Annotated in this window: 24 protein-coding genes; 15 read left to right on the forward strand and 9 right to left on the reverse strand. The window is 71.2% G+C overall.

Annotated features, from left to right (window positions below; translation table 11 throughout):
- Nucleotides 1–185: 185 nt before the first annotated feature.
- Together AC1DIW_RS06280 and AC1DIW_RS06285 are read right to left on the reverse strand one after the other, a co-directional pair.
- Complete coding sequence (locus AC1DIW_RS06280) at nucleotides 186–779, reverse strand: GNAT family N-acetyltransferase (protein WP_478106882.1); 594 nt, start codon at nucleotides 777–779, stop codon at nucleotides 186–188.
- Nucleotides 780–1,790: 1,011 nt separating this feature from the next.
- Nucleotides 1,791–2,462, reverse strand: a complete 672-nt coding sequence (locus AC1DIW_RS06285) for an MBL fold metallo-hydrolase (protein WP_478106883.1) — start codon at nucleotides 2,460–2,462, stop codon at nucleotides 1,791–1,793.
- A 94-nt stretch (nucleotides 2,463–2,556) separates the two neighbouring features.
- Between AC1DIW_RS06285 and AC1DIW_RS06290 the strand changes: the two genes are divergently transcribed.
- From AC1DIW_RS06290 to AC1DIW_RS06305, 4 genes are all read left to right on the forward strand, one after another.
- Entirely contained in the window at nucleotides 2,557–3,171 is a 615-nt protein-coding gene (locus tag AC1DIW_RS06290) for a YdeI/OmpD-associated family protein (protein ID WP_478106884.1), read from the forward strand.
- Nucleotides 3,172–3,250: 79 nt separating this feature from the next.
- On the forward strand, nucleotides 3,251–4,600 hold the full coding sequence (locus AC1DIW_RS06295; protein ID WP_478106885.1) for a threonine/serine exporter family protein: 1,350 nt from the start codon (nucleotides 3,251–3,253) through the stop codon (nucleotides 4,598–4,600).
- Between the two features lie 142 nt (nucleotides 4,601–4,742).
- Nucleotides 4,743–5,549 (forward strand): P-loop NTPase family protein, encoded by an 807-nt coding sequence (locus AC1DIW_RS06300; protein WP_478106886.1) that lies wholly within the window; start codon nucleotides 4,743–4,745, stop codon nucleotides 5,547–5,549.
- Nucleotides 5,550–5,677: 128 nt separating this feature from the next.
- Nucleotides 5,678–5,941, forward strand: coding sequence for a hypothetical protein (locus AC1DIW_RS06305; RefSeq protein WP_442278560.1), 264 nt, complete (start codon nucleotides 5,678–5,680; stop codon nucleotides 5,939–5,941).
- A 37-nt stretch (nucleotides 5,942–5,978) separates the two neighbouring features.
- On the opposite strand, the gene AC1DIW_RS06310 is transcribed toward AC1DIW_RS06305, so the two are convergent.
- Nucleotides 5,979–6,845 (reverse strand): aldo/keto reductase, encoded by an 867-nt coding sequence (locus tag AC1DIW_RS06310; RefSeq protein WP_478106887.1) that lies wholly within the window; start codon nucleotides 6,843–6,845, stop codon nucleotides 5,979–5,981.
- A 129-nt stretch (nucleotides 6,846–6,974) separates the two neighbouring features.
- On the opposite strand from AC1DIW_RS06310, the gene AC1DIW_RS06315 reads away from it, so the two are divergent.
- Nucleotides 6,975–7,937, forward strand: coding sequence for an alpha/beta hydrolase (locus AC1DIW_RS06315; protein WP_478106888.1), 963 nt, complete (start codon nucleotides 6,975–6,977; stop codon nucleotides 7,935–7,937).
- A gap of 61 nt (nucleotides 7,938–7,998) precedes the next feature.
- On the opposite strand, the gene AC1DIW_RS06320 is transcribed toward AC1DIW_RS06315, so the two are convergent.
- Nucleotides 7,999–8,394 (reverse strand): VOC family protein, encoded by a 396-nt coding sequence (locus AC1DIW_RS06320; protein WP_442278557.1) that lies wholly within the window; start codon nucleotides 8,392–8,394, stop codon nucleotides 7,999–8,001.
- 189 nt (nucleotides 8,395–8,583) lie between these two features.
- Nucleotides 8,584–9,699, reverse strand: a complete 1,116-nt coding sequence (locus tag AC1DIW_RS06325; RefSeq protein ID WP_478106889.1) for a winged helix DNA-binding domain-containing protein — start codon at nucleotides 9,697–9,699, stop codon at nucleotides 8,584–8,586.
- Nucleotides 9,700–9,833: 134 nt separating this feature from the next.
- Here AC1DIW_RS06325 and AC1DIW_RS06330 point away from each other — a divergent pair, with 134 nt between their 5' ends.
- A complete protein-coding gene (locus AC1DIW_RS06330; protein WP_478106890.1) occupies nucleotides 9,834–10,964 on the forward strand; it encodes a TIGR03118 family protein in 1,131 nt (376 codons plus the stop codon).
- 61 nt (nucleotides 10,965–11,025) lie between these two features.
- Here AC1DIW_RS06330 and AC1DIW_RS06335 read toward each other — a convergent pair whose 3' ends face one another.
- The gene (locus tag AC1DIW_RS06335) at nucleotides 11,026–12,273 is read right to left on the reverse strand and encodes a S1C family serine protease (protein ID WP_478106891.1); all 1,248 of its coding nucleotides are present in this window, start codon (nucleotides 12,271–12,273) and stop codon (nucleotides 11,026–11,028) included.
- A gap of 129 nt (nucleotides 12,274–12,402) precedes the next feature.
- Between AC1DIW_RS06335 and AC1DIW_RS06340 the strand changes: the two genes are divergently transcribed.
- The 6 genes from AC1DIW_RS06340 to arr all read left to right on the forward strand — a co-directional run bounded on the left by AC1DIW_RS06340 (nucleotide 12,403) and on the right by arr (nucleotide 15,449).
- Nucleotides 12,403–12,726 carry a hypothetical protein gene (locus tag AC1DIW_RS06340; RefSeq protein ID WP_442278553.1) on the forward strand — a complete coding sequence of 108 codons (324 nt, stop codon included), beginning with the start codon at nucleotides 12,403–12,405 and terminating at the stop codon, nucleotides 12,724–12,726.
- A 33-nt stretch (nucleotides 12,727–12,759) separates the two neighbouring features.
- Nucleotides 12,760–13,200 carry a VOC family protein gene (locus AC1DIW_RS06345; RefSeq protein ID WP_442278552.1) on the forward strand — a complete coding sequence of 147 codons (441 nt, stop codon included), beginning with the start codon at nucleotides 12,760–12,762 and terminating at the stop codon, nucleotides 13,198–13,200.
- Nucleotides 13,201–13,220: 20 nt separating this feature from the next.
- Nucleotides 13,221–13,448, forward strand: a complete 228-nt coding sequence (locus AC1DIW_RS06350; RefSeq protein ID WP_478106892.1) for a hypothetical protein — start codon at nucleotides 13,221–13,223, stop codon at nucleotides 13,446–13,448.
- 37 nt (nucleotides 13,449–13,485) lie between these two features.
- Nucleotides 13,486–14,037, forward strand: coding sequence for a hypothetical protein (locus AC1DIW_RS06355; RefSeq protein WP_478106893.1), 552 nt, complete (start codon nucleotides 13,486–13,488; stop codon nucleotides 14,035–14,037).
- A gap of 20 nt (nucleotides 14,038–14,057) precedes the next feature.
- Nucleotides 14,058–14,429: a hypothetical protein gene (locus AC1DIW_RS06360; protein WP_478106894.1), complete on the forward strand. Its 372-nt coding sequence runs from the start codon at nucleotides 14,058–14,060 to the stop codon at nucleotides 14,427–14,429.
- Nucleotides 14,430–14,495: 66 nt separating this feature from the next.
- Nucleotides 14,496–15,449, forward strand: a complete 954-nt coding sequence (gene arr / locus AC1DIW_RS06365) for an NAD(+)--rifampin ADP-ribosyltransferase (RefSeq protein ID WP_478106895.1) — start codon at nucleotides 14,496–14,498, stop codon at nucleotides 15,447–15,449.
- Between the two features lie 45 nt (nucleotides 15,450–15,494).
- Here arr and AC1DIW_RS06370 read toward each other — a convergent pair whose 3' ends face one another.
- Nucleotides 15,495–16,520: an NAD(P)-dependent alcohol dehydrogenase gene (locus AC1DIW_RS06370; RefSeq protein WP_442278547.1), complete on the reverse strand. Its 1,026-nt coding sequence runs from the start codon at nucleotides 16,518–16,520 to the stop codon at nucleotides 15,495–15,497.
- A 175-nt stretch (nucleotides 16,521–16,695) separates the two neighbouring features.
- Between AC1DIW_RS06370 and AC1DIW_RS06375 the strand changes: the two genes are divergently transcribed.
- On the forward strand, nucleotides 16,696–17,037 hold the full coding sequence (locus AC1DIW_RS06375) for a nuclear transport factor 2 family protein (RefSeq protein ID WP_442278546.1): 342 nt from the start codon (nucleotides 16,696–16,698) through the stop codon (nucleotides 17,035–17,037).
- A gap of 33 nt (nucleotides 17,038–17,070) precedes the next feature.
- On the opposite strand, the gene AC1DIW_RS06380 is transcribed toward AC1DIW_RS06375, so the two are convergent.
- Complete coding sequence (locus AC1DIW_RS06380; RefSeq protein ID WP_478106896.1) at nucleotides 17,071–17,859, reverse strand: lysostaphin resistance A-like protein; 789 nt, start codon at nucleotides 17,857–17,859, stop codon at nucleotides 17,071–17,073.
- 143 nt (nucleotides 17,860–18,002) lie between these two features.
- On the opposite strand from AC1DIW_RS06380, the gene AC1DIW_RS06385 reads away from it, so the two are divergent.
- On the forward strand, nucleotides 18,003–18,833 hold the full coding sequence (locus AC1DIW_RS06385; protein ID WP_478106897.1) for an isocitrate lyase/PEP mutase family protein: 831 nt from the start codon (nucleotides 18,003–18,005) through the stop codon (nucleotides 18,831–18,833).
- A gap of 22 nt (nucleotides 18,834–18,855) precedes the next feature.
- On the opposite strand, the gene AC1DIW_RS06390 is transcribed toward AC1DIW_RS06385, so the two are convergent.
- On the reverse strand, nucleotides 18,856–19,200 hold the full coding sequence (locus tag AC1DIW_RS06390; protein WP_478106898.1) for a DUF2200 domain-containing protein: 345 nt from the start codon (nucleotides 19,198–19,200) through the stop codon (nucleotides 18,856–18,858).
- 118 nt (nucleotides 19,201–19,318) lie between these two features.
- On the opposite strand from AC1DIW_RS06390, the gene AC1DIW_RS06395 reads away from it, so the two are divergent.
- Nucleotides 19,319–20,305 (forward strand): GNAT family N-acetyltransferase, encoded by a 987-nt coding sequence (locus AC1DIW_RS06395; RefSeq protein WP_478106899.1) that lies wholly within the window; start codon nucleotides 19,319–19,321, stop codon nucleotides 20,303–20,305.
- Nucleotides 20,306–20,333 lie beyond the last annotated feature (28 nt).

The raw sequence follows: 20,333 nt of genomic DNA on the forward strand, positions 1-20,333 counted from the left end.
GCTACCACCTCGTCGTGGTGCCTCGCCGGACGGCGGGGACGGTGTGGCCACGCAACCACACTCCTGGAGGGCAGACAAGGGAGTCGGTGGCCCCGGCCTCGAACGACACCGAGGGTGCCCAACCGCTGTGGAGAGCGATGGGCCCAGGTCCGACGACTCTGCCCGGGCTTGGACGGAACCGACCGTCAGGACGACGCGCCGAGTCGGTGTCGCACCACCCTCCGGCGCAGGGTGGGCGACGCCTCGACCTCGTAGCCGGCGTCGAGGAAGACCTGGAGCAGCCCGACCGACGCCTCGTCCCAGATCACGGTCTTCCCCGGCGGCGGGTCGGTGGGGTAGCCCTCGAGGACGCGAGCGCCGACCTGCCTGCCGTACTCGACGGTTGCGGCTGCGAGCTCGTACAGCAGTCCTTGGCGACGGACGCCCTTGCGCACGACGAAGCAGGTGACCGACCAGACGCCCTCGAGATCGGGGTCCATCCTCATCCACGACTTCTGCCGCGCCCAGATCCTCGGGTAGTTCTCCCGCGGCTCGACCGCGACCCAGCCGGCGGGCTCGCCGTCGACGTACCCGACGAGCCCGGATGTGGGGTCGCTCGTGCCGCAGCCGGCCTGCTCCCGGAACGCGGCGTCGCGCTCCTCCTGCGTCGTGTCGCGCCAGATCCAGCCCGGGACCTTGAGCGCCTGGCAGCGGCACTTGCGGGCGCCGCCGGCGTCGAACACGGCCTCGACGTCCTCGAGCGTCGCGTCGTTGGCCGGTCGCCAGCTGAACTCGGGCACACCGCGAGACTAGGCGCGGCCGCCGCCAGGAACGACGCCGTGACCATCAATCCGTTTGGTGCAAGGTCGGGCAGAACCGGCACGAACGCCCACCGTGGGAGTGATTCCCCTGCAAGACGATCCGATGAGGAGTAAGCCGGGACGAGGGCTACTCGCCGATTGCCCTAGACCCACCGACGAGGTGGCACCATGACCGCTCGCGCACCTTCTCCGCCGCGGCGCACGCCAAGAGCTCTCTCGTCGGAGTGCACGCCAAGCGCGCTCTCGTCGTCCTGCTGCCAGGCATTGGCAAGGAGAGTGACTGGCAGACGATCTGGTCTCGCGAACCATCCGACTCGCACGCACCGGTCCATTTGGTCTGCGCTGATCCATCCGGTCCCGAACGGACAGATCCCACGGCGCGGCGCACCCCTCAGAAAGCCTGTAGGAACCGACTAACAGCCGAAAGGAAAGCCACGCATGGTCAAGCGTCCATACGCCTCAGTCTTCTTCGGAGCCATCGCAGCGGTCGCGGCGGTGGCCATCGCGCCCGTTGCCTCCGCGGACCCCAAGAACACCACGATCCCGCTGACCTGCGACAACGGCCAGTCCGTCGAGGCCGCCTCAACGGGAACGGCAACTTCACACCAGGGCATGTTGTCGGCAGCACGGCGACGTATGTCATCCAGTCACTGAAGGCCACCGCGACATTCACCCCGACTGGCGGTGAGCCCGTCGTCGTGTCACAAGTGGACACCACCAAACCACATCCGGTCGGAGACCTCGTGACCTGCCACTTCGACTTCGTTCGAGTCACGCCCACCGGGACCTTCCACGGAGTCGGGACCTCGGTCATCTTCATCACGCCGGCGTCCTAGCACCCGGACCAACCGTTGCATCTCAGTTCAGCGACCAGAAGTGCTGTGCTGGACCGAAGGCAACACCACAGAGCTGGTGGCGCTCGCTCACGCTCCCGGGCGGCGTTCCCCACCCCCACGCGAGAAACGGTCGGTCTCCTCGAGAACCGGCTGCTCATGCGTCGCGGTCGCTCGACGGGCGCCACGGCTCGTGCTGGTGCGCGAGCCAGACCTCCTTTGGAGCGAGTGCCCGGACCAGCCGCTGTCCTTCGGTGCGGGGATCGTCGAGCTCGTCGAAGAAGACGGCCGTGTCACCGGCGATGACGACTGAGCTGTCGCCCGTTCCAACGACCACGACCTGCGAGCCCCGGGTGTGGCCTGGCGTCGGGACGAGCCGGATGTCCGGCAGCAGCTCGAGCACGCCGTCGACGGGCACGTATCGCACCCCGGGCGCGTCGACCCACTCCCGGATCGTGTAGTCGTCCTGGCTCCGCGCATCGTCCAGCTCCGCCTGCTGGACGTAGACCGGCCTGCCGCTGAAGAGGTGGTTGCCGCCGCAGTGGTCGAAGTGCAGGTGCGTGTTGACGACGATGTCGATCCCGGCCGGGTCGAAGTCGGCCTGCTCGCTCAGTGGAGTGAGCTGAGGGTCCATGTCGTCGACCGCCGGATGCAGCTGCGTCATGCCGGTGTCGACGAGCACCCGCGCGTCGGGATGGTCGATGACGTGCACGTAGACCGGCATCCGCTCGCCGTCCGCGAGCAGCTCGGCGACGAGCACTGGCGTGACGGTCAGCGACGAGACCTTGCCTTCCGGTCCCCCGCCCTTCTCGGTTCGTGGATCACCCATGGCGCAGAGTCTGGTGCAGAGTGGCCGTCGGCGCGCGTCTTTGGCTGGCCTGTAGCGGGAACGCCGCCTGGGTGCGCGTGCGAAGGTTGGCAGCGTGACGGACGAGCTGCCTGCCTTGACGGTCGCGGACAGCATCGCGTGGCGCGCCTGGCTCAAAGAGCACCACAGCGATGACCGCGGGGTGTGGCTGACCCTGGCGAAGAAGGGCGCTGCCGCACCCACGAGCCTCACCTACGACGAGGCGCTCGAGGAGGCGCTGTGCCACGGGTGGATCGACGGGCAGATCCGAGGCGGCGACAAGGACAGCTACCGACAGCGCTTCACGGCCCGCACTCCGCGCAGCGGGTGGTCGAAGCGCAACGTCGCCATCGCCGAGCGGCTGATGACGGAGGGGCGCATGCAGGCGGCAGGACTCGATGCGGTGGAGCGCGCCAAGGCTGACGGCCGTTGGGACGCCGCGTATGCCGGACCGGCGAGCATCGAGGTGCCGGCCGATCTCGCCGCAGCCCTGGAGTCCAACCGTGCCGCGCGGACGATGTTCGAGAACCTCAACGGCCGTAATCGCTACGCCGTGCTCTACCGCATCGAGACCGCCAAGCGTGCCGAGACCCGAAGCCGACGCATCGAGCAGTTCGTCGCCATGCTCGCGCGGGGAGAAACCATCTACCCCAACCCTGCGAGGGACCAGGATGGCGACCTCCACGCATAGCTGGACGAAGCCGCAGCGAGCCAGCGCTCGCAGGTGATGCCCCGACGGCCCGGCCTCGCGCTTTGACATGATGACTGGCATGGAGGGACCCGCGGCCGCGCACCAGCCCGACGCAGCCCAGCCGGCCGCAGCCCAGCCGGCCGCAGCCCAGCCAGCCGCAGCCCACACGCAACCCGACCGCGAGACCGAGACCCGCGCCCTGCTCGCCGAGCTCGGCACCGCCATGATCGCGACCGGGCAGCCCGTGCAAGAGATCGAGGAGGAGCTCGCCGAGGTGAGCGCCCGGCTCGGCTACCCCGAGGTCCAGTCGGCCGTCGGTCCCACCGGCCTCATGGTCACCCTCACCCCCGGCGGACCCTCCACCTACCGCTCGGCCCCCGCCGGCCTGCGCCTGCACCAGTCGGCGAGCGTCCGCCTGATCCGCCACCAGCTGCTGCACGACGAGCTGACCATCCCCGCCGCCCGTGACGAGCTCGCAGCGACGGCCACACGTCCCGTCCAGCAGCCCCCGTGGCTCGTCGCCCTCGCGTGGCCCGTGCTCGCCGTCGGCATCGCGCTCATCCTCCAGCCCGGCTGGGCCAACGTCGCCGCCGCCGCGGTCGGCGCCCTCATCGTCCTCGCGCTCGTCCAGCTCGCCGAGCGCCACGAGGTGGTCAAGGCCCTGCTGCCGACCCTCGCGGCCTTCGCCGTGTCGCTCGCCGTCTTCGGCGCGGCGAACGCCGGCCTGCTCGACGGCCCGCTCCGCACCGTCCTGCCCCCGCTCGCCGTCCTGCTCCCCGGCGCGCTCGTCGTCAACGGGATGTCGGAGCTCGCCTCCGGGCACATGCAGGCCGGCTCGGCCCGCCTCGCCTACGGCCTGGCTCAGCTCGGCCTCTTCGCCCTCGGCCTCCTGATGGCCACCGCGCTGCTCCGGATCCCCACCGAGACCCTCGTCAACCTCCGCGTCGACGAGATCGGCTGGGCCGGGGCCCCGGTCGGGCTCGTGCTCATCGGCGCGAGCATCTGCCTCATGGAGGGTGTGCCGCTGCGCCTGCAGGGCTGGGTCCTGCTCGTCCTCAGTCTCGCCTTCGGCGCCCAGGTCGCCGGGCAGGAGCTCGGCACGATCGCCCTCGGCGGCTTCGTCGGCGCCATCGCCGCCAGCCTCGGCGCGAGCATCGTCGAGCTGCGCCGCCCCCTGCTGCCCCGCCTCGTGCTCTTCCTCCCCGCGTTCTGGCTGCTCGTGCCCGGAAGCCTCGGCCTCGTCGGCGTCACCGAGCTCGCCGCGGGTCGCGAGTCCGTCACCGACGTCGCCCTCGGCCTGCTCGGCGTCGCCATCGCGATCTCCCTCGGCCTGCTCGTCGGCTCGTCGGTCGGCCGCGCCCTGCGCGGGCGCCTCGCCGCGCCGCTGCCTGAGGCAGCCACGTCAGCACCAGAGGCCGCAGCCGACTAGAGTCGCAGACGCAACACCCTGTCCTCTCGCCAGGACGGGGTGTTGTTCGTCGCCCCGGGTGCGGGGACCGCCGTCATGGGTACGGAACGTAGGCTCTAGGGGCCAACTGGCACCTGTGACCAGCCACGCGGAGGAGCCACCCGTGTCTCAGACCTCATCCCGGATCAAGACGATCCTGCCGACGTCGAGTCGCACTGCCCTCGGCGCCACCGTCGCCACCGGCCTGCTGACCGCGCTCGCCCAGGCGCCCGAGCGGCTCGGCCGGCTCCTGCGGGACCGCTATCCCATGGTGGCCGTCACCGGGATGACCGGGGTCGGCAAGAGCCAGCTCGTCGACCGCCTGACCCGCCGCTCCACCGACGAGGCCGTGGCGCAGGTCGGCTCGGCCGTCATGGAGCGTCGCACCCGCAAGGGGGCCAGGCTGCACGGCTTCCGCTTCCTCGTCGTGCCCGGCGACAACGCCGCCACGCGGCTCGGCGCCCTGGACGAGGTCTTCCACGACGAACCGGTCGACGGGGTGATCCACGTCGTCGCCAACGGCTACGCCACCCCGCGCCGCGCCGGCGGCACCACCGGCACTGCGAGCGCCACGCGCGACGAGCAGCTCGCCGCCGAGCTCGAGGACTGGGCCATCACCTCGCACCGCGTCGCCTCGATGGCCGTGCGCCGCCACAAGCCGATCTTCCTCATCATCGCGGTGACGAAGACCGACCTCTACCCCGACGACATCGACGAGGTCGTCCGCTACTACTCCCCGGGCAGCGGCTCACCCTTCGGCGACAAGATCGACGCCCTCCGCGCCCTCGCCGGCGGCGCGAAGCTCTCCGTCGACGTGCTCCCCGTCTCGAGCCAGGGCGGCGACAAGAAGGCGCCGCTCACCGACAAGCGCGCCGGCGCCATGGTCGACGCGCTCGCCGACCGCCTCGGCCAGCTCAGCGGTCACGCCTGAGCGGCGGCGCGGGACCACTGCAGATGGAAGGCCTACGCGGTTTGGCCGATGCGTGCGTGAGTGACCCGGGTCTAGCGTCGAACCACAGGGCTTGACTCCCCGTCGGCCTTGGATGCCGAGGAGGAGCTATGCCGACGTTGATTGGTCACCACGACGTGAAGGACCGCGACCACTGGCTGGCGTCGCCGAAGCGCGAGGAGTTCTTCGGGCCGCTCGGGGTCTCCAACATCCGCACGTTCGTCGACCCCCAGAACCCGAACCACGTCGCGGTGCTCATGGACGTCGCCGACATGGACACCTTCCAGGCCGCGATGCAGTCCGAGGGCGCCGCCGAGGCGATGGCCCACGACGGCGTGCTGCCCGAGACCCTGGTGATCCTCGTCGAGGCCTAGACCCCTCGGACCGCAGCGCGGCGGAGTCAGGACGGCGTCAGAACGGCATCGCGATGAACGGTGACGAGTAGTCGTCGTCGCCGGCCAGCTGCCGTTCGCCTTCAGCTGGAGAGACCCGGTTCCGCTCGGCCTCGAGAAGCATGCCCAGCAGCCCGACGTCTCCGGCCGTGGGGATCCCGGTGACCTCGTCGTGGTCCAGCACCCATGACAGCGCCGCGGTGATCGGCCTCTGGTGGTGGTACGGCTCGTACCACGTCGTGTGCGAGCGAGCCGCGCCATCGGGCCAGTTGCGCCGCGACACGGTCTTGATGGTCATCAGCCCGGCGTCCTGGCGACGGATCTCGTCGACGAGCGCCAGGTATGCCGTCTGGTAGGTGTCGTCGCGCCACAGCACGGGGTTGAGCGGGGTCAGCACGGTCGCGAACGGGTAGCGACGCAACGCCTCCAGGTGGGTCTGGGCGGCCTCCGTGCCGTGCCCGGTCACGCCGACCGCGCCGGCGAGTCCCTCGTCCACCGCGCGAACCGCTGCCTCCAGGGCGCCGTCCGGGCCGGTGGCCAGGTCGAGCTCCCCGAGGTCGCCGACCGCGTGGAGCTGCAGCAGGTCGACCCGGTCGGTCTGCAGCCGCTCCAGCGACTCGTTGATCTCTCGCCAGGCCGACTCACGGTCGCGGCGACCGGTCTTCGTGGCCAGGAAGATCTGGTCGCGGATCCGGGGCATCCACGGCCCCAGCCGCAGCTCCGCCTCTCCGTAGCTCGCAGCGACGTCGAAATGGTTGATCCCGCCGTCGAGGGCCTCCTGGATCGAGGCGTCGGCCACGTCCTGGGACACCTCGCTCAGGGCCGCCGCGCCATAGATGAGCACCGAGCTCCGGTGCCCGAGCCGACCGAGTCTTCGCGTCTCCATGCCCCCCACCTTCGGCCACCCGCACGGTGGGGGCAACACCTGTGTCACCGGGCGCACAGACAGGCGCGCCTCGAACGGCCATCATCGACGTGGACGAAGGACGCCCTCGCGCTCGCCGAGGAGACCGAGATGGGAACACCGACCGAACGCCGCCGCGGCACAGCCACCACGCACCGCCGCGTGAGCAGACACGGACACGGACGGCTGGCCGCAGTGGCCGTGATGGTGCTCGGCCTCGGGCTGTCCGGGTGCACGTCCGGCGCCGACCCGGCGTCGTCGACGAACGCCAGCACACGGCATACGACCGCGACGACCCCTGGCGGAGCCATGGCCACGACGCTCGAGCCCGAACGTGACGTCACCGTCGCCGGACGGCACTTCAAGGCCCGGTGCGCCGGCAACGGGCCGTCGGTCGTCATGCTGGCCGACATCGGACGGGCCATGGACGACGCATGGGGCACGATCCCGCAGACCCTCGCGGCGAGCAGTCGGGTCTGCGTCTACGACCGCCTCGGGGTCGGGCGCAGCGACCCGGCCCCTGACCTCCAGACCTTCGCAGCCCTCGCGAACGACCTCGACGGCGTGATCTCGGCGCTGGGGCTGACCCGGCCCGTCGTCGTGATGGGCCACGAGATGGGCGCCCCCATCGTGCTGACGTGGGTGAGTCGGCACCAGGCCGACGCGCGCGCCGTCGTGCTGTTCGACCCCGTTCCACCCGGCTACTTCGGCCCGGACGGGGCCCTGGTGAAGCTGTTGCCGCCGAAGGACCCGGGCGATCCGGAGCTGGCCAACCTGTGGGCCGACATCGACAGGTTCAACCAGCCGGCGACGAACAAGGAGAGCCTCGACCCGAGGTCGTGGGCGGCCTACTTGCGCCTCCCGGCGATGTCCACGCCGCTCTACGACCTCGTCGAGGCGCAGGCGCAGCCGTGGCCGACGGCGGTCGACGCGAAGAAGATGGATGCGGCGTGGCGGCAGTTCCAGCGCCGGGTGCTCGCGATGTCATCGCCGTCCGAGATGCTGACGGTGCCGAAGCCCGAGGACTGGCCGGCGACGATCAAGAGCGCACTCGACCGCGCGCTGCGGTCGTGACTGTCGCGCGCCTCCGGTCCCGTGGGCTGTTTGTGGCCTGGGCTGGGCTGGGCTCGGCTGCTCAGCCCTCCGGGAAGCCGGAGTCGATGCAGAGCGTGTTGCCCTCGCTGTCCTTGAACCAGGCCGCCTTGCCCATCCCACCCATGTCGGCGACGCCGTCGTCCCAGCTCACGCCGGGCATGTCGTAGGTCTCGAGCGCGACGCCCTTGGCCTGCAGGGCGCGGGCCTCTGCCACGACGTCGGCGACGTGGAACTGGGCGATGGTGTGACCGGCCTGGCCGGCGTAGTCGGTCTGGTAGACGCTGAACATCGTTCCGCCGTCGGTGCGGTAGATGAGCATTCCGGCGTCCCCGACCTCGCTGGCCGGCTTGAGGCCGAGGGTGTCGGCATAGAACGATCGGGCCCGCGCGATGTCGGCGGCCGGGATGTTGGCGGTGACGGATGCACTCGTGAGCATGGGGGGTCCTCCTGCGGCTGACGAAGGTGGTTCCGGGCCACATCTGCGATGGCCCTCATCCCGCGATACACCTCCTCCGGCGCCGCCGCAGCCGAACCGCGAAGGCAGCTTCGCGATAGCGGCGGGTATGGGCGGCGTTGCCTGAAAGTCCCCTCACCCAGCCTGACGCGGTCGCGCTCCGGGTGCCGGCTAACGGGCCGGTGTCATGTGGAGGTCCGTGCCCAGCATGCCGGCCAGCCGCGCCGCCTCCTGCTCGATGGCCTCGTCGGGTCGCTGTCGCCCGTCCAGCCAGGAGACCGTGAGCGCGTCACCCTTCCGCGTCCACGTTCCCCGGACGACCCCACCGACGACGAGCGGGTTGGCCTTGCGGGTCATGGCGTCCCGAAGCGGCGGCGGCGTGACGTGGACGTCCTTGGTCCCCGGACCCATGACCCACTGGTCGTGCCCCGGGAGGAACCGCGCGGCCTCCGACGGCCGCGCGTCGAGCAGGGACGGGACGTCCTCGCGCACGACGTACGCGGTCGTGCCGTCGACGTCGACGTCGACCAGCTGGTCGCGAAGTCCCTCGATCCACCGATCGAGTCGTCGACGACCGGCGCTCAGCCCGTTGCCGAGCCAGTAGTGGACGTGCTCGAGCGTCGCCGGCCCGTAGGTGCGCAGGTAGGCCGTGACGGCCCGCGGACCGGCGTCGTCGAGGTCGGGGATCCCCGCCCAGCGCGGGTTGGTGTCGAGCCGCTGGAAGGTGTGCTGCCCGTCGCGGGGCGCCCCGAAGCTCATGTCCCCCTGCCACGTCAACGGCTTGATGAGCGTGCCCGCACCCTCGTCGAAGACCGCGCCCAGGTGGGCGTATGCCGTGTGCTTCGTCAGCGCGTCACCGAGCTCCCCGATCGTCAACGGTCCGTCGCTCAGCGCCTCACGCACCGCCGCGCGGAAGTCCGGCCAGTCCGACGGCGCGAGCCGGTAGTGGTCCACCCAGCTCGGCAGCTCCCACTGCCGCCCGGCCGACCGGAGCGCGAGGTAGACGCCGCCGTCCTCGGGCGAGAGGTAGTGCATCGACCCGCGGAACGCGAACGCCTTGATCACCGACCCGTCCGCCAGGGCCTGCGCGAGGTCGCCGGCACGCGCCGTCGTGCTGCGCGTTCGCACCGCGAGGTCGGCCAGCGACTCGTCCATCGACAGCACCGCCCCGAGCCGGCGAACGACGTCGGCGACCGAGGAGGACCCGACCGGGTCGAGCAGGTGTCGCTCCAGCCGCCAGGCCAGCGCCTGGGTCCACGAGGTGGTGGCTTCGGCCCCGCTGCTCATGCCCAACATCGTCGCACCGGTTCCGGACGGAAGACGCCCTGGTGAACCACTGCTGAACCGGCTGGTGGCCGGTGTCGTCTTCTCAAGGGTGCCGGTCCAACTCGGGCTGTGCGCTTTCGAACGGGAGGTTTCCCATGAGACACACCATCCGTCGTCCGTCATCGCTGCTGGCCTTCGGCGCCGGCCTCGGCGCGGCCGTCGGCCTGCTGGCCGTCAGCGCCCCAGCCGGCGCGACCGCCCTCGCTGCGCACTCGAGCGGTCCCTCTGCCTACAAACAGGTCAATCTGGTCTCGGACGTGCCCGGGAGGGCCCAGGTCACCGACCCGCACCTGGTCAACGCCTGGGGCGCGTCTCACCTGGGCGCGAGCCCGCTCTGGGTCTCGGACAACGGCGCGGACGTCACGACGCTCTACTCCGGAGGCGTCAACGGCAGCCCGCAGACCATCGTCCCGCTCGTCGTGAGCATCCCGGGCGGCGCGCCCACCGGTCAGGTGTCCAACGCCACGACGTCCTTCGCGGTGCATGACGCAGCAGGCCACTCGGCACCCGCGCGCTTCCTCTTCGTCGGGGAGACCGGCCACCTCAGCGGGTGGAACCCCGCCGTGGGTGGCACCGGTGCGCCTCCGTCGACCCACGCCGTCGACGCAGTGGTCACCCCGGGCGCCGTCGACAAGGGGATGGCCATGGGCCAGACGGCAGCCGGCCCGATGCTCTACGTCGCGGACTTCTCCGCCGGCGTCGTGGACGTCTACAACGGTGACTTCCAGCGCGTCATCACCAAGGGCAACTTCACGGACACCCAACTGCCCCAAGGCTATGCGCCCTTCAACGTCATGGTCTCCGGCGGGAAGGTCTACGTCTCATACGCGAAGCAGGACAGTGCGCGCCACGACGAGATCGCCGGTGCCGGACGAGGTCGGGTCGACGTCTTCACCCAGGACGGCGTCCTCCTCCGGCGCCTGTCGAGCCACAGCGTGCTCAACGCGCCCTGGGGCCTCACCATCGCCCCGTCGGGCTTCGGCACGTTCTCCGGGGACCTGCTCGTCGGCAACTTCGGTGACGGGCGGATCAACGCCTTCAACCCCCGCACGCTGGACTTCGCGGGTGTCCTCCGGACCCCGGGCGGCAAGGCCGTGGCGATCGACGGACTCTGGGCCCTCCTGCCGGGCTACGGCACCGAGGGATCGACCCATGACGTGCTGTTCACCGCCGGTCCGCAGAACGAGGCACACGGCCTGCTCGGCCTGCTGCACGCGACGTCCTGACGTGACGTGACGTGACGGTGCTGCGGGGTCGGCTGGACGACCCCGCAGCACCCCCGCAGGGTCACGCGACCGGGCTGGCTCCGAGCGTGACGGGCGCCTCGTGCTGGCTTCCGTCCTGGCTGGTCCACCCCATCGGCACGTTGTCACCCGGGTTCGCCCCGACGAGCGCTGCCGACACGTCGTCCGGAGTGGAGACGGCCCGGCCGTTGAGGCTGGTGATGACGTCGCCGGTCTGGAGGCCGGCGTTGGCGGCCGCCTCCCCGCTGACGACGCCACTGACCTGCGCCCCGGGCGTCGTCGCGAACCCACCACGGGCACCGTCGCCGTAGCCGGGGTACGAGGAAGCGCTGCTGACCTGGACCCCGAGGAACGCGGCCGGACCGATCCGCACCGTGCTCGTCTCGTGACCCGACTGGATCTCCTGCGCGATCGAGAGCGCGCGGTCGATCGGGATGGCGTATGCGTCGGGCGCGCCACCGGACGAACCGGCCGTGTCGATGCCGACCACTTCGCCCTGGGCGTCGAACAGCGGTCCACCGGAGTCGCCGGCGAGCACGTTGGCGTTGGTCTCGAGCATGCCGGTGAGGGTCTCGGGAGCGGTCCCGTCCTCGGAGGCTGCGGTGACCGAGGAGTCGAGCCCGGTGATCTCGCCGTCGGCCGCGGTCAAAGTGCCTGTGCCACCAGCGTTTCCGACCGCGGTCACCTGAGAGCCCACATCCACCCCATCGGGGTCGGGCTTGATCGTCGTCAGACCGGAGGCGCCGGCGAGCTGGATGAGCGCGACGTCCTGCGTCGGGTCGGCACCGACCACGGTCGCCTGGTACGTCTGTCCGGTCTGGGCGACAGTGACCCGGATCGAACCCGAGCCCTGGACGACGTGGTAGTTCGTCAGCACCTGGCCGTTCGAGGTCAGGACCATGCCGGTGCCGGCGGCCTGGCCGTGCTGGTACGGCAGCACCGTGTCGATGAGCACGACCCCGGCGGACTCGGCCGCGGTGGCCGGCTGCGACGTCGCGCCCGCTCCGAAGCTGCCCGAGCTGCCAGAGCTGCCCGAGCTGCCCGAGCCGTAGGGGGACTCCCACGACTGCGCGCCGGAGCCGCCCTGGGACGAGGACGAGCCCCAGTCCCGCAACGTGGGTGCGCCGGTCGAGTGCCCAGCGGCCAGGGCCGGCGAGGCAGCGGCCAGGCAGACGAGCAGCGCGGTGGCTGCGCCGAGCGCGCCACGTCGGAGCCGTCGGCTGTGGGCGGGAGATGTGGAGGGGCTGTCAACCGACTGCGTGACGGCCGCGGCGTTGCCTGTGGGTTCCATCGTTGCTTCCTTCAAGACGTACCGGATCTGCTGAGATGAGTTGACCAAGGGCGCCCATGAGGTGTCTCTGGGACAGCCATGAGTTGGTTGTGAGTCGGCCCGTCGGCGTCGGCGTGAGGGAGGGGTGACATGGCCGCACGTGGCGGGACGTCGATGACCTTCTCGGCGAGCGCCAGAGAGGCGATCACGGCGATCGAGGAGGCGGCCCGTCGTGCGGGGATGCAGCACCTCTCCGCAGACCCGGCGAGGGGGATCCTGGTCTTCACCTCCGGGAGGACCGTGCTGGCCTTTGGCGAGAAGGTCACGGTCCGGGTGCGCGAGGCCGCGACGGGGACCGTGCAGGTGACGCTGTCGTCGGACCTCCAGTTCGGCCTGACCGGGTGGGGTCGCAAGGGAGCCGGCCGGGACCGGATGTCCAACGCCTTGGTCCAGCTCCTTCCGCCAGCCCGGTGACCGGACCCCAGACGATCCACGGAGGAGCAGCACATGCCACACATCCAACGTTTCGACCATGTCGGCATCACCGTCGCGGACCTCGACGCGGTGACGGCGTTCTTCGTCGGGCTGGGTCTCGAGGTCGAGGGACGGACTTTCGTCGAAGGCGAGTTCGTCGACACCGTCACCGGCATCCCGGACGTGCGCACCGAGATCGTCATGCTCCGGCCGCCCGCCGGCGGGACCATGCTCGAGCTCTCGAGCTTCGTCCGGCCCGACCACGAGCCCGGGTCCCCGGCCGCGATGGCGAACGAGCTGGGCCTGCGCAACGTGGCCTTCGAGGTCGCCGACGTCCACGCAGCCGTCGACCAGCTGGCCGCGGACGGGTACGGCCTCGTCGGTGGGATCGGCGACTACGAGAACACGTGGCGGATGGCCTACGTCCGCGGTCCCGAGGGGATCATCGTGTCCATAGCCGCGCGCATCGGCTGAGTGCGAGGAATCATGGCTCCATGGACTTCCCGGAGATCTGGCCGCGCCTGAGCCCGTCGAGCCGCTCATGGCTCGTCGAGCACAACGGCGAGCCCCTGCCCGACGAGCTCGTGGCCGAGATCCTCGGCGTCACCGGCGGTCAGGCCAGCGCACAGTGGTGGACCGGCCCCTCGGCGGACGGGCAGACGCAGCTCTCCGACGAGGCCGTCGACTGGATCGAGACCGTCGCCAACGACGAGGACGAGTAGGCCTTGGTCCGTCCCCCCACGGGGCTAGGGTGCCGCCATGGCGGGGTTGACGAAGAACGAGCAGAGCCAGCTGGAGACGGTGGTGGCCCGTCGCCTCGGAGTGCGCTCGAACGCCAAGGTGCTCGTCGCGGCATACCTCGACGCCATGGAACGCAACGCGTACTCCCGAACCGTCGAGTCGGGGCCCGTCCCCACCAGCCTCGTGGCCGAGCGCTCCGCCATCCTGGTCGAGATCAGCCGCCAGCTCGGCCGGGTCATCGAGGACTTCGAGATCCAGGCCCTCTTCCGCGTGACGCCACGACAGGCCGGCAGCATGCGGGCAACGTTGCTCGCCACCTACAGCGACGACGCCGACGCGCTGACCCTGGCGTGGTCGATGCGAGGCGCCCGGCAGCTGGGTCGCCTGACCGTCGACGGCCTCAACGGCACCAAGGTCACCCTGGAGTCGGAGGACCGTCGCGACGCCCTCGTCGCCTATGCGGGTCGCACGGGTGTGGAGGTCCGGGTCGTCACCGATGACGATGCTCATCCGTGGGCGGTCGTCCTGGGCGACGACTTCCCGAAGGCCGACCTCCCCGCCAAGAAGTGACCCCGACCCAGGCCACCACCATGGCGGCACTGCTCGGTGGGCCAGCCGCCCTGGGGGTCGCGGCCCTGCTCGGTTACGCCCGAGGGGTCCTGTCGGCGCCGGCTCGCGATCCGGGGGCAGGCTGGCGCATCGTCGGGATCGGCGTCGTCCTGGTCGTCTGGTTCGTCGTGTTCCTGCTCCTCAGCACCGGCGACGTCGTCCGCTACTGGACTGGCGGGGGCACGGTCGCGCCGGAATACGTCGCGCTGACCACAGCCTGGGTGGTGGGGATCGGCCTGCTCGGCGTCACGCTGTGGAACGCCCGCCGAGCCGCTCGCTATCTCTCCGAGAGCTACCGGGCCGGCGAGTGGCCGCGACCCGTCAGGCTGCTGCGCTGGCTCTTCCGACTCTGAGACCCGTCTCAGGGGCGTCCTCCCTCAGACCGGGATCGGGCGGCGCGCTGTGCGAAACTCCCACAGATGGACACGCTCTCGGGTGACTTCACTCTGACGACCGACGAGCTGCGGGCGGTCGCCGCGTATGCCGTGGCGTGCGCCGAGCCCGCCCTCGTGATCTTCGCGAAGGCCCATCCCGACGACCCGCGCCCGGCGGCGGCTCTCGAAGCCGCGCGCGTCTTCGCCGAGGGAGCGCCTCGGTCCCGCCTCCAACGGACCGCCGCGGCCGACGCCCACCGCGCGGCCCGGGACGCCACGACCGAGCCCGCCCGGCACGCAGCGAGCGCTGCAGGGGATGCCGCCGCCGCGGCATACCTCCATCCCCTGGCCAAGGCGACGCAGGTGCGCCACATCCTCGGGGCCGCGACCCACGCCGCCCGGGCGGCCGAGCTCGCGCGGGGCGACGACCCGGTGGTCGCGGAGTACGTCGTCACCGCCGCCGCCAAGCGGGCCACGCCGGCCGTCCTCGACGTGCTGGGCCGCTATCCGCGAGCACCCAAGGGGCGCAGCCGGATCGCGGTTCTCGTGCAACGGCTCGACAGCCTGCTCCGCGACCCTCCCCCGACGCCGCGCGTCGTCGACGACCCCGGGCCGTTCTTCCACGGGACCAGAGCCGACGTGCGTCCGGGCGACCTGCTCACCCCGGGCTGGCGCTCGAACTACGGCTCGCAGCGCCAGTCCAACCACATCTACCTCACGGCCACGCGCGCGGGCGCGCCGCTGGCCGCCGAGCTGGCCCGCGGCGAGGGGCCAGGACGGGTCTACCGGGTCGAGCCCCTCGGCACGATCGAGGACGACCCGAACGTCACCGACAAGCGCTTCCCCGGCAACCCGACCCGCTCCTACCGGACGACCGAGCCGCTGCGGGTCCTCGAGGAGATCACGGGCTGGGAGCGGCCTCCGCAGGAGATGGTGCAGCACATGCGCGAGCGGATGGCCGAGCTCGCCGAGCTCGGGATCGAGGCGATGGACGACTGACGGCGGTGGGCCCCACGCCCCGCGGCCGGGACTGCGACGGCACTCCTAGGGGACGAGGATGGCGCGCCCACGCACCCGACCGGCCTCGAGGTCGTCCATCGCCTCGTTGACGGCGCCGAGCTCGTACGTGCGGGTGTGCATGCTGACCTTGCCCGCAGCGTTGAGGGCCATGAGCTCGACCAGGTCGTTGTAGGAGCCGACGAGGTTGCCGATGACGTTGCGCTCGGTGGAGATGACGTCGATCGCCGGGATCTCGATCGTGCCGCCGTAGCCGATGACGAAGTCGCTCCCGGCCCGCCGCGTCATGGCCCAGGCCTCGGTCTCGGCGCCCTGCTCGCCGACGAAGTCGAGCACCACCTCGGCGCCGTTGCCGTCGGTCATCTCGAGGACCTTCGCCACGTGGCTGCCGTCGGCGAGAACCATCTCGTCGGCGCCCATCTCCGCCGTGAGGGCGAGCGCCTCCGGGTTCGGGTCGAGGACGACGATCCGAGTGGCGCTCATGGCCCGCAGCGCCTGGATCCCGATGTGCCCCAAGCCTCCCGCGCCGATGACCACGCACGTCGAGCCCGGGAAGAGCAGCGGGACTGCCTTCTTCACCGCGTGGTATGCCGTGAGGCCGGCGTCCGCGAGCGCCGCCACGGCGGCCGGTTCGATCCCCTGGGCGAGCTTGACGACGGACCGGGCCGAGGTCCGGATCCGTTCGGCCATGCCACCGTCCGTGTCGATGCCCGGGAACTGGCTCGCCATGCAGTGCACGTCGTCACCAGCGCGGCAGGCCCGGCAGAAGCCGCACGTGACGAGCGGGTGCAGGATGACCGCGTCGCCGGGCGCGAGGTGATCGACCGCGGAGCCGACCTCGCGCACCCATCCGGCGTTCTCGTGCCCCAGCGTGTAGGGCAGGGTGACGTTGCTCTTCGGCGCCCACTGCCCCTCGACGATGTGCAGATCGGTCCGGCACAGACCGGCGCCGCCGATGTCGACGATGACATCCAGCGGACCCGCGAGCGTCGGCTCCGGGACCTCCTCGACCACAGGACGCCGGGTGTACTCGTGCAGTCGGACCGCCTTCATGACCTCTCCTCGCGTGGTGGGGAAGCGGTGACCGTCTGGGCCGCCTGAGGAGAGCCAAGCACCGCGGCGTCCGGTTGGCCAGAGGCGGCAAAACCCTGCCGCACGGATTTGCCGGGTGCGACAATCCCCATGTCGCCCTCGCAGACACCACCCACGGAAAGTGAAGGGGAGCTCCATGTCGCGCACTCCGGAAGAAGTCTTCGCACACCACGGGCAGGTCCTGGGGGCGGGCGACCTGGAGGGCATCCTCGAGGACTACAGCGAGGACTCGCTCTTCATCGTGCAGGGGAAGGTCCTTCGAGGACTGGACGGGGCCCGGGAGGTCTTCACCCAGCTGCTCAGCGACGTCCCGAACGCTGACTGGAGCCTCTCCACCACCTTCGCCGACGACGTCCTCTACCTCGAGTGGTCTGCGACCGGGGAGGGGTTCAAGGTCGAGGACGGCATCGACACCTTCGTCTTCGCCGACGGCAAGATCCGCGTGCAGACGGTCGTCTACCACGTGCAGCACGGCTGAGGTCGCTGTCTCGCTCGCAGGCTCCGGGGCCGGTCACCGCAGCACGAGGGCCAGTGACGCGCCGACGATGAGGGCCGACTGGAGGCTGTGCACGATGATCCCGAGCCAGGCGCTCTCGTAGCGACGGGACGGGTAGGCCAGCGCCAGGGTGTCGAGCAGCGCCTTCGGGATCGCCCACGGCATGTGCAGGTGGTAGAGCGCGAAGAGGAGCCCGTTCGCCAGCCAGTCGGCTCGCCCGAAGACGCCGCGCATCCGCGGAAGCAGCAGGCCGCGGAAGAGCAGCTCCTCGCCGAGCACCGTGTTGAAGACCGTCATGACGACGATCGCGGCGAACCACGGCCAGTTCCCGGAGAGGAACGCGTGCCCGTCCGTCGACCGCAGGAACGCGCCCAGGTCGCGACCGGCCGGGGCGTGCAGTGACGGCAGGAGCTGCTCGAGACCGACGACGAGCACCGCTGGGAGGAGCACCCACCACACGCGCCCACCGACGCGGCCGGTGCGCGGACTGCGGGGCCGGTGCAGCCACAGCGCGTCCGCGACGGCGCGCCACCGCAGCGTCCCGGTCTCGCGCCGCACGAGCACCAGCACGAGCACGCCCTGCCAGACCAGGCCCACGGTCAGACAGGCCACCAGCGCCCGCGGCCACGCGGTCGGACCGTCCAGCTGCGCCGCGAGTGCCGGGGCCACGAGCCAGGACAGCGCAGCCATCGGCAGCGCCGCCGCAGCCCAGACGCCGAGGATCCGGTGCAGGTCGTACTGGCGCGGCGTCACCGCAGCCGCGGACGACCGGGTCGCGACCACCGACGTGTTGGAGTGGGACATGTTGACCTCCTCAGGCTCGCTCAGCAGGATGCGCGCCGGCGACTCGGTCCCACATCCGGGATCACCCTGACGTCCCTCCTGAGCCGACCCCGAGCAGGCACGTTCGGGTGCCCTACGTGGCGGTGATGTCCGATCATGGGGTGGTGCCCACCCCAGAGCTGGACAAGGCCGCGATCCTCCTCGCCCTGCACGCCGGTCCCGGCTTCGTGCTCCCGAACGCCTGGGACCCTGGCTCGGCCCGCATCCTCGAGCAGATCGGCTTTCCGGCCATCGCGACGACCAGCGCGGGCATCGCGTGGTCCTGCGGCGTCCCGGACGGTGAGGCCCTGGATCGCGACACGATGCTCGAGCACGTCGGCCGCATCGTGGCGGCCGTGGGCGTGCCCGTGACCGCCGACCTCGAGGCCGGCTACGGCGACACCTCGGCCGATGTCGGGCGCACCGTGGCTCTGGCCGCGGAGGTCGGTGCGGTCGGCGCGAACATCGAGGACGCCAGTGACGGTGGGCTGTTCGGCATCGAGGAGGCCGTCGATCGCCTCGCGGCCGCCAGGGCCGCAGCACCGAGCGGCTCCTTCGTGCTGAATGCCCGCACCGACACCTACTTCGTCGACCCGAGCCTTCCGGGTCGCGACAGTGACGACCTGTTCGCGCAGACGGTCGAGCGGGCGAGCCGCTACCTCGACGCCGGGGCCGACTGCGTCTTCGTCCCCGGCGTCGTCGAGGAGGACACGATCCGGCGACTCGCGGCAGCCATCCCCGGCCCGCTCAACGTGGTGGCAGGGCTGGCCAGCACCATCGACGCGCCCACGCTCTTCTCGCTCGGTGTCAGACGGGTCAGCTTGGGCGGCAGCCTCGCCCGGGCCGCCCTCAGCCTGGTCGAGCGCGCCGGACGGGAGCTGCTCGACACCGGCACCCTCGGCTTCCTGGACGGTGCGATCGGCTACGCCGACCTGCAGCGACGCTTCAGCCGGTGACCGCGCCGCTCCGCGGGTGCCGTCAGGCCCGCAGGACCTTGTCCATAGCCTTGCCCTTGGCCAGCTCGTCGACGAGCTTGTCGAGGTAGCGGATCTTCTGCATGAGCGGGTCCTCGACGTCCTCGACGCGAACGCCGCACACCACGCCCTTGATCTCCGAGACGTTCGGGTTGAGGTGGGCCTGGGCGAAGAAGTCCTCGAAGGTCGTCCCGTCCTCGAGATGCCGGCCGAGCTCCGTCTCGTCGTAGCCCGTCAGCCACTCGATGACCTCGTCGAGCTCGGCCTTGCTGCGCCCCTTGCGCTCGACCTTGTTCACGTAGGCGGGGTAGACCGACGCGACGGACGTCGTGAAGATGCGATGCGCCATCCCTCGAGGGTAGCCACGAGCGGTGACGGGGAGGCCCCGGTCCGGCGATTCTCGGTGGCCGGACCCGGTCGCCTGCGGCACGATCGGGAGCCCAGCCCTCTGCCAGAACGGTTCTCGCATGAGCATCGCCGTGTCCGTCCGCCCCCTCGATCTCGGCGACGACGCAGAGCTGGCTGCGGCGTATGCCGTCGAGTCGGCTGCGACGAGTCACGTCCGTGCCGGCTGGGTGCCGTTGGGAGAGCCCGCTCGCCTCGCGGCGTGGCGAGCCGACAACGGGTGGCACCGTCTCCTCGTCGGAGCCTTCGACGGCACCGACCTCGTGGGCGTCGCCTCGGCCCAGACGGCCCACGACACTCCCGACACGTGCTGGGTCGACGTCGCGGTGCACCCGAGAGCCCAACGACACGGCGTCGGTCTGCGTCTGGCGCGGTCGGTCGAGGACAGCGCCCTGCCCGACGTGAGCCGTTTCGTCGCCAGCGCCTACCGGCCCACGTCCGCCGCGGTCGACGAGCTCGTCGAAGGCTTCGCCCGGCGCCTCGGCTACCAGGTGGCCACGACGGAGACCGTGGTCGAGCTCGATCTGGTCCACGCCGAGCTGCCGGCCGGCGCGACCGGCCACCCCACGGCATACGCGATCTCGACGCACGTCGACGGCGTCCCGCACGAGCTGCGCGCCCAGGTGGGCGTGCTCAAGGGACTCGTCGACGCGGAGGCGCCCAACGGCGAGCTCGACTGGCAACCCACGCCGGTCAGCGTGGAGGAGTACGCCGCCGAGATCGCGCTCGCGCAGGAGCAGGGTCGCACGACGATCGAGTCCGTCGCCCTCGGCCCGGACGGCGCCGTCGTCGCCTGGACCGGCGTCGTCGTGGCGGCCGACGCTGCCCGCGCGGCGCAGATCGAGGGGACGCTGGTCCTGGCAGAGCTCCGCGGACACGGTCTCGGGAGGGCGGTCAAGGTGGCGTCGCTGCGCGCCTGCCGCGAGCACGGTCGCGCATCCCGGGTCCGGACGAGCAGCGACGACGAGAACGTGTGGATGCGCCGGATCAACGCCGACCTCGGCTTCGTCCCCGTCGAGTCCGAGGTGATCGTGCACCGACGCCGCTGATCGTCGCGTCCGCGGACGCCGATCGTCC

The sequence above is a fragment of the Terrabacter sp. 01T434 genome (genome assembly GCF_056398545.1).